Here is a 14,147-nt window from a genome sequence, read left to right on the forward strand (position 1 = left end):
ACAATTTATTTATTCGACAAGTGCATGGAAATTCCTTCTAATTCACTTGAAAATCTTTTTTTTATTTTACAGAAGAAAAAAGATAGCATTTGCTATCTTTTAATGCTAATTCTATTCTACTATGTTTTAGTATTTTTTTCTAGTAGTTTTGCAAAAATTCGCACTCTTTCATCATCCACTCTATATAAATACCATATCCTTTATTTGGTTTATTGACTAAAACATGGGTTACAGCACCTATTAGTTTATCATTTTGTATAATTGGACTTCCACTCATTCCTTGAACTATTCCACCTGTTTGTTCTAATAATCTCTTATCTGTTACTTTAATCAACATACTTTTTGAGTTGGGTTCCTCTTGATGTATAGTTTTTTCTATTTCTATTTCATATAATTTCGGAGCATTTCCGTTAATAGTAGTATAAATATATGCTTTTCCCTCTTTTATTTCATTTTGATAGGCTATAGGCATTGGTTCTTTAAATTTTTTCTTTAAATTAACTTTTCCAGAGTATTCTCCAAATATGCCACATATATTATTTGTTTTTACATTTCCTAAGGGTTCTTTACCATTACTAAATATTCCTCTAAGTTCACCTGGAGTTCCTTCTACACTTTTTTTAACTGCTATAATTTCGGAGGGCATAATTTTACCATCACCTACGTTAATCATAGTTCCTGTATCTCCATCGCTAATTCCATGTCCTAAAGCTCCATATCTGTGAGTTTCATCATCATAGAATGTTAATGTACCTATACCAGAACTGCTGTCTCTTACCCACATTCCTACTTTATATTTATCGTCCAGTTTACTCTTAACAGGAGTTAAAACTTTTTTGTAATTTTTTCCTTTGTGTTGAAATTCTATAATTATTTTATTTCCTTTGTTATTATTTATTACTTTAGACATTTCTTCGCTACATTTTACTTCATTATTTTGGACTTTTAAAATGTTATCTCCTATTTGTATACCTGCCTTAATAGCAGGAGAAGCTTTTAGTCCTTCCTCTGTTTCTATGTCAGCCACTCCAATAACTAATAATCCTTTAGTATTAACCTTTATTCCCAATGGTTCCCCACCAACATATACTTTCTTTTCCTTTCTAACAACATCTGCCTTTACAGAATCACTTTGAGGTATTTTATCATCTCTATATGCCTTATTCCATGAACACATAGTAAAAACAAATGTAATACTTAATACTAAAGATTTAAGTACTCTTATTCTTTTACTTTTATTATCCAATTTTCTCATACCTCCATTCGTCTCTTGTTATTTTCAAGTAATTATTTACTTCTTGCATAATAAAGTTTTAATTCTTTCACGAAATTTTATTTACATATAAAAAATTTTAACTAAGACCTAAATAACTTCATCTATAATAATAAGTTTGTTTCTTTGTTCACTTTTAAATTTCCCGATTAATAATTTCATTATGCTATAGTTTATCTTCATGTAAAGTAAAAATATAAAAAAACATCCTATGATTATAACTTTACTAAGTTATTTTAACCATAAGGATGTTTTTTTAACATAAATATTTTATTTTTTTTAAATTTTAGGAAACTAATTTCTTTTTACTTTCTTTTGCTATATTTAAAAGTTCTTCTGCATGTTCTAAAGATAACTCTGTAGTTTCCAATCCTCCAAGCATTTTTGCTATGAATTCAACCTTTTCTTTTTCTTCTGCTAGCTTAATATTACTATAAGTTTTATCATTTATTACTTCTTTCCATACAACATAGCAATAATCCGCCATAGCAGCTATTTGTGGAAGATGAGTTATACAAAAAACCTGTTTTTTATTAGATATTAAAAACATCTTGTGTCCTACTCTTTGAGCTATTCTTCCACTAATTCCATTATCTATTTCATCAAATATAACACTATCTACATTATCTTTATTAATAAAGACACTTTTTAAAGATAACATTATTCTGGAAAGTTCTCCACCTGATACTATTTCCTCCATTGATTTTAAAGGTTCTCCAGGATTGGTAGAAACTAGAAACTTAACTTTATCTATACCATTTTCATTAAATTGATCTAAACATTTTATATCTACTTTAAATTTAACTTTCTCTAGTCCAAGATAAGTAAATTCTTTTTCAATTTCACTTTCTAATGTTTTAGAAATATTTAATCTTATATCATGCAATCTATTTGATAGAAGTTTTAATTCTTCTTCTATATGTTCCTTTTCTTTAACTAATTTATCTATAGAAATTTCTCTATTTTGTATATCAAAATATTCTTTTTCTATTTGTTTTTTATAATTTAAGATTTCTTCAATACTTTCTCCGTATTTTTTCTTTAAGTTATCTAAGAAATAAATTCTTTCATTAATGAAATCCAGTTCTTCTTTATCATAACTTATATTATCTTTTATGTTTACTAAATCATGAACATTTTGTTCTATTATATAATAAAATTCTTCAAAGGAATCCTTTATTCTTTTTATGTCTTTATTATGTTCTTCCAAGTTACTTAAAGTTTTAATTACTAAATTTAAGCTATCATATACAGAATTATATCCATCATTACTATTATATAAGATGTTATAGCAATTACTTAATCCATTTTCTATTTGTTCCGCGTTATTCAAAAGTTTAAATCTTTCTAATAACTCTTCCTCTTCTTGTGCTTTTAGATTAGCCTTTTCTATATCTTCTAATTGATATTTTAAAAATTCGGCTTTTCTAAAGTCATCCTGTTTTTTTTCTTCTAGGTATTGCATATTTTTTTCAATTTCTTTTAATTTGTAATATTTTATTCTGTACTCTTTTAATACCTCATAAATAGCTTCTTTAGCAAAATAATCAATATATTGTATATGAACACTATTATTTAAAAGATTTTGATTTTCATGTTGTCCATGTATATCTATTAAAGTTTTACTTATTTCTTTTAAAGAACCTAAAATGACAGATTTTCCATTTATTTTAGCAATAGATTTACCATATTTATAAGTTTCTCTGCTAATTATTAAAACATCTTCATACTCGATTCCTAAGTCATCTAAAATCTTTTTAGTTTCTATATTTTCTATAGTAAAGATTCCTTCAACAAAAGCTTTACCTTCTCCAGTTCTGATAAAATTTTTATTAAATTTTCCTCCTAAAAGAAAATTAATAGCATCAATTATAATACTTTTACCTGAACCAGTTTCTCCTAATAATACATTGAAACCTTCATGAAATTTTATGCTAAGTTTTTCTATTAAAGCAAAATCTTTAACATTTAACTCTAGGAGCATTTTATTCCCCCATTTCATCATTTAAATCATATTAAAAATTTATTTATTTATAAATTTTAAAAGTTCATGTAGCATTTCTTCTGCCTTTTCTTCTGTTCTTACTAATATGAATATAGTATTATCTCCAGCTATAGTACCAGCTATATCATCAAATTCTAAAATATCAATGGCTTCAGCTGCTCCTGGTGCAGAACCGGAAAGTGTCTTTATAATTATAAACTTATCTACTTTTTCTATATTTAACACAGTGTTTTCTAGAATAGCCATAAGTCTTTCGGATTCTAAATTATCTTTTCTAACTATTGATGCATATTTATATCTTTTGTTTTTAGATAATACTTTAGTTAGTCTAAGTTCTTTAATGTCTCTAGATAATGTAGATTGTTTTACACATATACCTTTTTTGTCTAACTCTCCAGCTAATTCCTCCTGTGTTTCAATATCCATAGAATTAACAATTTCTAAAATTAATGAATGACGTTTACTTTTCATAGCTCCACCTTCTTTTAAAATTTTTTTACATTTTTAAAATACTTGTCCATATAATTTGATTTTCATAATAAACTATTGAGTAATTAACAACTTATTACGTAATACCTTAAAATAACTATAATTTTCAGTGGTTATAAGTCTACAAGTTTCCTTAGCAGCTTCTATAGTTACAAATTCTTTATCTTCCATTTCTCTTGACCATTGTCCATCTACAGTTAAAAATACTTTATCCGTATTTAAAGTGTATTCTATTTTAATTTTACAATCACTTTTTACAACTAAAGTTCTCATACCTAAAAGATGAGGACAAATAGGAGTTATAGATATCGCTTCTAAGGTTGGATATAATATTGGACCACCTGCAGATAATGAATATGCTGTTGATCCTGTTGGTGTAGATACTATTACTCCATCGGCCTTAAAAGATGTAAATAATTCTCCATCTATGTAAATATCAAATTTAACTATTCTAGCTAATGTACCTTTACAAATTACTAAATCATTTAATGCCTTATAATTTGATTCAGTTTTTCCATAAACATTGCAATTTAATAACATTCTATCTTCTACAGTATATTTCCCATTTATAATGTTAATAAGCTCTTCTTCAAACCCCATTAAATCTGAACTAGTTAAAAAACCTAAATTCCCAATATTCACCCCAAAAATTGGTACTGGAACTTCTTCTAAAAGCCTAGATGTACTTAATATTGTTCCATCTCCACCTAAACTTATAACCATATCCAGACTAGAAAGTAATTCTTTATTAGCTTCTACTTCGTCTAATACTATAACTTCTGCATCGTTTAGATTATTTAATATTGTACATTTTACAAAATCAACTATTTCTTTGTTTCTTTCTTTTGTTCTATTAATATTTATTCCTATTCTATTCATAGCCGCCTCCCACTATAAGCAGTTAAAAGCTTCACTTATAACATTATGTATATCTGTAGAAAAAATATTGTTTTCTTTTGTACAGTCCTTGGTTAAATGAATTAAATATTCTATATTTCCATTAGGACCTTTAACTGGAGAATAGCTAAAATTTAAAATTTTCATATTAAGGCTATTAAAAGTTTCGTATAGTCTAAGTATAACTTCTTTGTGTACCATTTTGTCTTTAACTACACCTTTTTTATTTAAGTACTTATGCCCTGCCTCAAATTGTGGTTTTATAAGTGCCATTATTTCTCCTTTTTCATGTAACAACCCTAAAACATTTTCCATAATTTTTTCAAGAGAAATAAATGAAACATCAATGGAGGCAAAGTCAGCTAAGGTTCCAAAATGATTTTTATTTAAAGCTCTTACATTGGTTTCCTCATATGAAATTACCTTCTCATGATTTCTTAAACTTTCATGTAATTGATCTCTACCAACATCTACTGCAAAAACTTGTTTAGCTCCATTTAAAAGCATACAATGTGTAAATCCACCTGTAGATGCTCCAATATCAATACATACTTTATCTTGTAAATTTATATTAAACTTTAATAAAGCTTTTTCTAACTTTAAACCACCTCTACTAACATATTTTAGCGGTTCACCTTTAAATTCAATATTACTATCGTGTAAAATTTTCTTTCCACATTTAGTCACAACTTTTCCGTCCACGAAAATTTTACCATTAATAATATTTTCTCTAGCTCTTTCCCTAGAACTAAAAATCTCTCTTTTTATAAGTAAAATATCTAATCGTTCTCTTAACTCTTCCATTGTGCCCACCTATTTTATCGTATATATCTATTTTGTATTGTATGTTTTTAAAATTGAACTAACTATTTTTTTAGGACTTAAACCATAAGTTTCATATAAATACTCCACTGAACCATGAGGTATAAATTCATCATCATATCCTAAATTTAGAATTTTTCCCTTATAGGCATTTTTATTTAAGAAGGTTAAGATTTCCTGTCCTAAACCACCCCTTAACATGTTGTCCTCTATTGTAACTATAAGCTCTGAATCTTTTCTTATGTCTAATAATAATTTTTGGTCAATTGGTTTTATAAACGTCGCATTAATAACTTCACTTTTTATACTTTGTAATTCTAATAATTCTTTTACTACCATAGCATGTTGAACCATCTTACCTGAAGCTATAATTTTTATTTTCCCGTAACCACATATTCTTTCCCAAGTACCTAATTTTATATCTTTTAGTGGGGAAAACTTCACATTTGGATTATCTCCACCTCTAGGATATCTTATGGCTACTGGTTTATCATATTCTATAGCCCATTTTAGTAAATATTTTAGCTCATCCACACATTTTGGACATAATACTGTCATATTTGGTATAGTTGTTAAATATGATACATCAAATACACCCTGATGGGTTTCTCCATCTTTTCCCACGATTCCTGCCCTATCTATAGCAAATATCACTGGTAACTTTTGTAGACAGACATCATGTAATATTTGGTCATATCCTCTCTGAAGGAAAGTTGAATAAACAGCAAAAACCGGTTTTAATCCTTGTGATGCCATACCTGCAGCTAAAGTTACTGCATGTTGTTCTGCAATACCTACATCGAAGAATCTGCTTTCATATTTTTTAGAAAAGTCTGTTAGTCCTGTTCCATCAGGCATAGCTGCAGTAATTGCGACTAAATTTCTATGTTTCTGTCCCAATTCTACCATTGCATTACCAAAAGATTTAGAATAAGAAATTCCTCCACCTTTAAGTGTTTTTCCGGTCTTAGGATCAAAAGGTCCTACTCCATGAAATTTATCTGGCATTTGTTCTGCAAAAGTATATCCTTTTCCTTTTTTAGTCATAACATGTATAATTACAGGTCCATCTATTTGTCTAGCTTTTCCTAATACATCCGTTAGATCTTTAATATTATGTCCATCTATAGGCCCAAAATATTTTAACCCTATTTCTTCAAAAAACATACCTGGAACTACTAATTGTTTCACACTATCTTTAATTCTTTGTATTGAAGAAACCATATCTTTTCCTACTGAAGGAATTTTCATTAAAGTAGTGTTTACATCATTTTTGATTCTATTATACATAGGAGCTGTTCTAAGTTTACTTAGATATGTGGATACGCCTCCTACATTTTGGGAAATAGACATTTGATTATCGTTTAATATTATTATCATTTTAGTCTTATTGTATCCTAAATCATTTAATGCCTCTAAAGCCATTCCTCCAGTTAAAGCACCATCACCTATTACTGAAATAACTTCATATTTTTCCTTTTTTAAATCCCTTGCTCTAGCTATACCAAGGCCGGCTGAAATGGACGTAGAGCTATGTCCTGTTTCAAAATAATCAAATTTACTTTCTGAGCGTTTGGGAAAACCACTCATCCCACCAAATTTTCTTAAATTTTCAAACTCTTCTTTTCTTCCTGTAAGAATTTTATGTACATATGATTGATGTCCTACATCCCAAATTATTTTATCCTGTTCAAAGTTAAAAATTTTATATAAGCTTAAAGTAAGCTCCACAACACCTAAATTAGATGCTAAATGCCCACCTGTTTTTGAAACTTTATCTATTAAAAATTTTCTTATATCCTTAGAAAAACAATTTAGTTCTTCCAAAGACATATTTTTTATATCATCTATATTTGAATAATTATCTAATGTTCTACGCATTTTCATCGTTCCTTCTTAAAAATTTGGATAAATTTTGCTACCTTAAAAATTATATCTTTTGAATTTTTAATTGCATAATTTTTACCCAATGCTTTCCCCCCTATAGTAAATGCAGCTATTAATGCCCCTACTATTGCAGGCAAGAAAGCTATTATTGAACTATCTTTGGACAAAGCGTTAAATTTAATAAATTTTTGTGTAATTATAGCACCAGCGGATCCACTTACAATTCCACATATATCTCCTATAACATCATTACAAAAGTTTGAAACTTTATCTGCGTTTCTGATTAATTTAACAGCTATTCCGGCACCTGGTACCTTTTTAGCTGCCATAGCATGAAATGGCATTTCATTTGCAGAAGTTACAGCTGTTCCTATTGCATCAAACATAATACCTATTAGTATAATAAATATTAATATAATAAAAGCTACTAACAATGTCGAGTTGCTTAGTAGCGAATCAGATAAAAGGGAGATACTTCCACCAAGCACAATAGTCCAGATAAATATTATAGTTATCCATTTTTTATGACTAAGAACCTTCCCCTTTTTTTTATTTCTTTTTCTTTGCAATTTAAAACCCCCGCATTTTAATTATGAAGTGGTAGTATATTGAGTAAACCTTATGGCATAGGTTCAGTTGGATTTCCCATAGAAATATCAAAATGTCGCCATCTTGACGGTTACCCTTTACTTTTCTATCTACCTTGTCACCAAAAATAAGTAGTACTGAATTACCACTTAGACCATACTATAATCCTCAATATACCTTTTTTGAAAAATAGTCTAGGAGCTTTCCTCAACAGTTGGCTATTCTTTTAGCCTCTTTTGCAACATAGGTTTAAGCGCATTGCCTCTACCTATATCACTCAAGGCAGGCTACACTACACATAGCTTATCACCACAATGTAGGTTTAATCCATAATCGTAAAATGGGTATCTAGCCCATTCCACAAGTTATGGTCTCCGCGAAAGTAGGGTCAGTACCGCATGCCATTGCGGCTGCCCCACTTTCTTACTCCCAGCACAAGCCCATGACTGGGCGTCATAAGCCAGCACCAGAAACTTCATCGATGTGCCCTTCAACGGATTTTTAGCCCCGCCTTCAAGAATAGTTACCTGACTAGAATACTATACCACATCATTCGTAATTATATCATAAAAATAATTTTTATTCAAAAGTTTGCATATAAATTATATATGTAATTTCTTATAACTTTTTTAAAAATCTCTTAAAAGTAGAAATTTTGTAAGTTCTTTTAACTCTTGAGTATTACCTTTTAGAGAATCTAATAACTCAAAACACTCTTTCGTCATATCTTCAGCCATAGCTTTGCATTTATCAATTCCGTACAATGTTATAAAGTTAGTTTTATTTCTACTTTCGTCCATTTTAGGATTCTTACCTAATTTTTCTTTATTACCTTCAACATCTAATATATCATCTTTTATCTGGAATACTAATCCTAGTTTTTCTCCATACTTACGGAGAATTTCAATTTCATTTTCTTCTGCCTCACCCAGTACAGCACCAGCTAAAATTGAACTTTTTATTAGTTCTCCAGTTTTTTTACTATGCATATAGTATAACTTTTCTTCTTCTATACTTTTTCCTTCACTTAGTATATCGACTATTTGACCACCAATCATTCCCTCTACAGAAGCAGCATTACCTATAATTTTCATTACTTTAACTTTTAGATTATCTTCGATATTTGCATTTAACATAACACAAAATGCTTCATTTAGTAATCCATCTCCAGCAAGTACTGCAATTCCTTCTGTAAACTTTTTATGATTTGTTGGCATGCCTCTTCTTAAATCATCATTATCCATACATGGAAGGTCGTCATGAATTAATGAATAAGTATGAATCATTTCTATAGCCCCAGCTACAGATAATACATTTTTATAGTCTTCTTTATACATTTTATAGGTTAAAAGCATTAATATAGGTCTTATTCTCTTACCACCTACACCTATACTATACCCCATTGCTTCATAAATTAATTTATTATAATTGCTTTTATTACTAAAATAATTTTCGAGATATTCATTAACCTCTTGTTTTAACAATTTGTAACTCATTTTTTAAACCTCTTTTAACATATAAGTTTTAAAATTCTTCCTCTTTTCCATCTTGTAAAATACTAATTTTACCTTCCATAGTATTTAAAATCTTCGATAAATTATTAGAAAGTTTCATGCCCTCTTCATAATTTTTCATTCTTTCTTCTAAAGTCAATTGGTCATTTTCCATTTTATCAACTATGGCTTCCAATTTTTTTAACATAGTCTCATATGATTGTTTTTTTCCTGCCATATCTATTCCTCCAAAACTTCTATTCTAACCTTGATCTTACCATCTTTTAGTGTAATATACAGATTTTCTTTTTCTTTAAGTTGTCTTATAGAACTAACAATTTTTTCATTTTCATCTTGAATAATAGAATATCCTTTATTAACTACATTATAAGGATTGTTAGCTTTAAGTAGTAAATTAAAATTTTCTACATTTTGCTTTTCAAAATTTAACTTTAACTCTATATTATGATGGAGTCTATTTTTTAAAGAATCGATATATTCATATTGATGTACTATGTAATTTTGTGGATTGTTTACTTCTAAACTCTTAACCAACAAATTTATTTTATTTTTTTCTTCTCTTAAAGCCTTTTCTATATTATTTTCTAATAGGGTTTGTAAAACTCTAATATTCTCTTTCATATCCTCATAAATAGGTACTGCAATTTCTGCAGCAGCAGATGGGGTTGGCGCTCTTCTATCAGATACAAAATCAACTATAGTAAAGTCAGTTTCATGACCTACACCTGTTATTATTGGTTTCTTTGAGTTGTATATTTCGTATGCCAATTCTTCATTGTTAAAGGCCCATAGTTCTTCTATTGATCCACCACCTCTTGCAATTATTATAGTATCCACTTCATCTATTTCATTTAAAGTTCTAATTCCCTCTATTAAGTTCTTTGAAGCTATCTCTCCTTGAACTAAAGAAGGATATATTAGAAGTTTAACATTAGGATTTCTCCTTTTAGATACATTAATAATATCTCTTACTGCAGCACTAGTTGGCGATGTTACAACACCTATGCATTTTGCATATTTAGGAATTTCTTTTTTATGTTCTTCACTAAATATCCCTTTATCTCTTAGCTTTTCTTTTAAGGCATTAAATTCGTAGTATAACTCTCCTATACCTTCAAGTTCCATTTCTCTCGCATAAAGTTGATAAGTACCTTCTTTTTCATAAACAGAAATTCTCCCCTTTATTACAACCTTGTCGCCTTCTTTAGGAAGAAATTTAAGTTCTTCTGCATAATCTCTAAACATTACGCAGTTTAATTTTGATGTGGCATCTTTAATAGCAAAATATATATGTCCACTACTATGAATTTTAAAATTTGAAATTTCTCCTTTGATATAAACATTATTTAAAATAACATCATTATCAAAGGACTTCTTTATGTAACCATTTAATTTAGAAACAGTTAATACTTTTATAATCATTTTCTACCTTTTAATTCTTTCTGCTGCTTCTAAAGTATTATTTAATAACATCATAGTAGTTACTGAACCAACTCCACCTGGTACTGGTGTTATATAGGCTGCCTTTTCTTTTACATCTTCAAAATCCACATCACCTGTCATCTTACCATCTACACTTGAGGTTCCTACATCTATTACCATAGCCCCTTCTTTTACATACTCACTTGTTATCATAGAAGGTACTCCCACACATAAAACTAAAATATCAGCTTCACTTGTAATTTCTTTTAAATTTTTAGTTTTAGAATGGCATATGGTAACTGTAGCATTTTCCGCTAAAAGAAGCATAGATACCGGTTTACCTACTATATTACTTCTTCCTACTATAACAGCTTTTTTACCTTGAATCTCTGTATTAGTAGATTTTATCATCTCTAAAACCGCTTTAGGAGTACATGGAAGAAAACACTGTTCACCCTTAAATAGTTTTCCTATATTTTTGTCTGTTAAAGCATCTACATCCTTATTTTCATCAATATAAGATATAATTTCTTTTTCATTTAAATGTTTAGGTAAGGGAAGTTGAAGTATTATTCCATGAACATTTTCATCTTTATTAAGCTCTTCTATAGTCTTAATTACTTCTTTGTCTTCTGTATTTTCTTCTAAATGTATTAAATTGTATTTAATGCCTACTTTATCACACATTTTTCTTTGAAAATCCACATAGAAAAGAGACCCACCGTCATTTCCAACAAGTACCGCTGTTAAACAAGGATCTATTTTATGAACTTCTTTAAATTTACATACAGATACTTTTATCTTTTCTGCATAAAATTCTTTTAGTTCTTTTCCTTTTAAAATAATACTCATATTCATCTCCCCTTAACACTTTAAATTACTTATTACTTTAACAACATATAAAATATATTTTAGTATGTGTTAGATTTACAAAAATTATAAAAATCTAGCTAAAATACCATTTACAAATTTATGAGATTTTTCTTCTGAATAAGCTTTTGCAAGTTGTACTGCTTCATTTATAGAAACTTTGTTTGGAATATCTTCTACATATAATATCTCAAATATGCTTAATCTTAATATACATAAGTTTAATTTAGATATTCTATTTAACTTCCAGTTCTTTAAATTTTCTTCTATTTTTGCATCTAATTCTGCTTGTTTTTCTGTAACACCATTTACTATAGTGTCTATGTACTCAAAGTCAACGTTTTTAAGTTCTTGTTCATCTATGATTTCATTTAAGTTTTCTTTAACAGATTTATAATCTTCTTTGTTTATATTCATTTGATATAAAATCTTCATTGCAATTTCTCTTGATTTTTTTCTATTCATTTATATTCCTCCTATGTTGCCATCTTAAATACCTTTAATATAATACCACAATATATGTATATTAACTACAAAAATATATTTTTAAAAGTACACAACATAATATATTATACTATATTGAAATAATTTGTATATAAAAAATATAACACCTTCCTATAAAATTAGGAAGGTGTTATAAATTACTCTTCTATGTTCTCTTCTTCCTTTTTAGGAAGCATAACATTTTGCACATATACATTTACTGCACTTACTACTAAGCCAGTCATAGATTCTACAGATTCTTTAACGTTTTCTTGAACTTGTTTAGCGACTTCATGAATTTTTACGCCATATTCAACTACTACAAATAGATCTATAGTTGATTCTTCTTCTCCTAAGTTAACTCTTACACCTTTTGAAAAATTCTTTTTTCCACTTAGGATTTCTGTAAATCCGCCAACGATTCCAGCACTCATTCCAACTATGCCTTTTACCTCTTCGGCTGCTAACCCAGCAATAACCGCTACAACCTCATCTGATATTTTAACAATACCTTTTTCTATATCATTACAAAGATTTTCTGACATTGTTGTACCTCCTTGTATATACTTAGGTAACTATGTTTTATGTTCATTATATCAAAAATACTCATATTTTACAATTCAATTGATTATTTATTTTTTAACTGTAATTTCTACATCTTTTATTTGAGTACTGCTTAAAACTTCGTCTTTTATAACTTTTACTTGATCTTCTGAAAGAGCTTTAGTAGATTTAACAAAAACTTTAACTTTATTTCCATCTATAAAACAAATTACATCATCAAAACCTTTTCCTTTTAATTTTGATTCTAAATCAACTTCTCTTTGAGAATTTAATGCTAAAGTTCTATATTGCTCTGAAGCTTTTTCTTTTTGATCTTTTGGTGCATTTTCATTATCAATTAATGTTTGTAAATTTTGATAAGCAGTTGTCTTATTTCTTTCACGAAGTAATTTTTGTTCTACGAAGAAACCATTATCTCCTTTAACATCATTTTTTAAATCTTTCTTTTTAAGTTCTGTTGAAGTTGCCTTAAAAGGCTCATCTAAATTTGCATTTGCTTCATAAAGTGGATTATTTAATTTAATTGCAAGATAGCCTGTAAAAGCTATTAAAAGTAGTAGTGATACTATAATCACAGATTGCTTCTTATTCATTTTTTATTCCCCCTAATTTGTTATTTCTAAAATATTTATATGCTACTTTTTCATAGGATATACCTGAACTTTATTTTCAGGTAAATTAAACAAATTCACTACAGCTTGAACTATTCTAAGCTGTGTAACTTTATCTGTTGCACCTTCTGCAACTACACAAACACCTGTTATTTTAGGTGCTTTAGTTTCTGTAATTAAAGGTTTAGTACTATCTTTCTCATTAAAAGTTACTATAGTCTTTCCATCATTGTTTTGATTTATCTTTCTCTTTCCCCCATTAGTGTCTGTTTCTTCTGTAGCACTAATAGCATTATTTATGTTAATAGCAGGAACATACTGCTCTCCACTTTCAAAGTAGATCATACTCTCTATACGTCCAACACCATCTATTAACCCTAAAATTCTTTTCAACTTTTCATTTAGTTCTTCCCCGTATTTTTGTACATCTTTAGAACCTTTATTTTCTTCATTATTATCCAATTTAAGATTTTCATCTGGGTCTTTACTTTCTTTATTTTTATTAGTACTTAATTCAGCCATAGTAGGTGCTGCCTTGTGTTTTGAAAACACTCCAACGCTCATAAGTAAGAATACACCTACCAAAATTAAGATAAACATATTTGTAAAATTGTTTTTTTTGTTTTTATTTTTATTATTATCTTCTTTTTTATTTATTTTTTTATCTGAAATGCTCTTTATAGCATCTTTAACTTTTTGAAAAAATTCATCCATACTTTTCC

15 protein-coding genes are annotated in these 14,147 nt (G+C 28.3%); all 15 read right to left on the reverse strand.

Annotated features, from left to right (window positions below; genetic code table 11):
- Positions 1–139: 139 nt before the first annotated feature.
- A complete protein-coding gene (gene spoIVB, locus QOZ93_RS07625) occupies positions 140–1,246 on the reverse strand; it encodes a SpoIVB peptidase (RefSeq protein ID WP_307355739.1) in 1,107 nt (368 codons plus the stop codon).
- 313 nt (positions 1,247–1,559) lie between these two features.
- A complete protein-coding gene (recN, locus tag QOZ93_RS07630; RefSeq protein ID WP_307355740.1) occupies positions 1,560–3,257 on the reverse strand; it encodes a DNA repair protein RecN in 1,698 nt (565 codons plus the stop codon).
- Between the two features lie 39 nt (positions 3,258–3,296).
- A complete protein-coding gene (locus tag QOZ93_RS07635; RefSeq protein WP_111941878.1) occupies positions 3,297–3,749 on the reverse strand; it encodes an arginine repressor in 453 nt (150 codons plus the stop codon).
- Positions 3,750–3,821: 72 nt separating this feature from the next.
- Positions 3,822–4,646, reverse strand: a complete 825-nt coding sequence (locus QOZ93_RS07640; protein WP_111941876.1) for an NAD(+)/NADH kinase — start codon at positions 4,644–4,646, stop codon at positions 3,822–3,824.
- Between the two features lie 12 nt (positions 4,647–4,658).
- Positions 4,659–5,468: a TlyA family RNA methyltransferase gene (locus tag QOZ93_RS07645; RefSeq protein ID WP_307355741.1), complete on the reverse strand. Its 810-nt coding sequence runs from the start codon at positions 5,466–5,468 to the stop codon at positions 4,659–4,661.
- Positions 5,469–5,495: 27 nt separating this feature from the next.
- Positions 5,496–7,373, reverse strand: a complete 1,878-nt coding sequence (dxs, locus tag QOZ93_RS07650) for a 1-deoxy-D-xylulose-5-phosphate synthase (RefSeq protein ID WP_307355742.1) — start codon at positions 7,371–7,373, stop codon at positions 5,496–5,498.
- A complete protein-coding gene (locus QOZ93_RS07655) occupies positions 7,370–7,942 on the reverse strand; it encodes a CNNM domain-containing protein (RefSeq protein WP_111941872.1) in 573 nt (190 codons plus the stop codon). Before QOZ93_RS07655 ends, dxs begins: the two co-directional genes overlap by 4 nt.
- Positions 7,943–8,590: 648 nt before the next feature.
- Positions 8,591–9,457: a polyprenyl synthetase family protein gene (locus QOZ93_RS07660; protein ID WP_307355743.1), complete on the reverse strand. Its 867-nt coding sequence runs from the start codon at positions 9,455–9,457 to the stop codon at positions 8,591–8,593.
- Positions 9,458–9,485: 28 nt separating this feature from the next.
- Entirely contained in the window at positions 9,486–9,692 is a 207-nt protein-coding gene (locus tag QOZ93_RS07665) for an exodeoxyribonuclease VII small subunit (protein WP_111941868.1), read from the reverse strand.
- 2 nt (positions 9,693–9,694) lie between these two features.
- The gene (gene xseA / locus QOZ93_RS07670) at positions 9,695–10,897 is read right to left on the reverse strand and encodes an exodeoxyribonuclease VII large subunit (protein ID WP_307355744.1); all 1,203 of its coding nucleotides are present in this window, start codon (positions 10,895–10,897) and stop codon (positions 9,695–9,697) included.
- 3 nt (positions 10,898–10,900) lie between these two features.
- Positions 10,901–11,749, reverse strand: coding sequence for a bifunctional 5,10-methylenetetrahydrofolate dehydrogenase/5,10-methenyltetrahydrofolate cyclohydrolase (locus tag QOZ93_RS07675; RefSeq protein WP_307355745.1), 849 nt, complete (start codon positions 11,747–11,749; stop codon positions 10,901–10,903).
- A gap of 84 nt (positions 11,750–11,833) precedes the next feature.
- The gene (gene nusB / locus QOZ93_RS07680) at positions 11,834–12,232 is read right to left on the reverse strand and encodes a transcription antitermination factor NusB (protein WP_111941862.1); all 399 of its coding nucleotides are present in this window, start codon (positions 12,230–12,232) and stop codon (positions 11,834–11,836) included.
- Between the two features lie 176 nt (positions 12,233–12,408).
- Positions 12,409–12,795 (reverse strand): Asp23/Gls24 family envelope stress response protein, encoded by a 387-nt coding sequence (locus QOZ93_RS07685; protein ID WP_111941860.1) that lies wholly within the window; start codon positions 12,793–12,795, stop codon positions 12,409–12,411.
- An 87-nt stretch (positions 12,796–12,882) separates the two neighbouring features.
- The gene (locus QOZ93_RS07690) at positions 12,883–13,407 is read right to left on the reverse strand and encodes a SpoIIIAH-like family protein (RefSeq protein ID WP_111941858.1); all 525 of its coding nucleotides are present in this window, start codon (positions 13,405–13,407) and stop codon (positions 12,883–12,885) included.
- A 42-nt stretch (positions 13,408–13,449) separates the two neighbouring features.
- Entirely contained in the window at positions 13,450–14,139 is a 690-nt protein-coding gene (spoIIIAG, locus tag QOZ93_RS07695; protein WP_307355746.1) for a stage III sporulation protein AG, read from the reverse strand.
- Positions 14,140–14,147: the final 8 nt, after the last annotated feature.

This window comes from Hathewaya limosa (assembly GCF_030815255.1).
In the GTDB taxonomy this organism is placed as follows: Bacteria; Bacillota; Clostridia; order Clostridiales; family Clostridiaceae; genus Hathewaya; species Hathewaya limosa.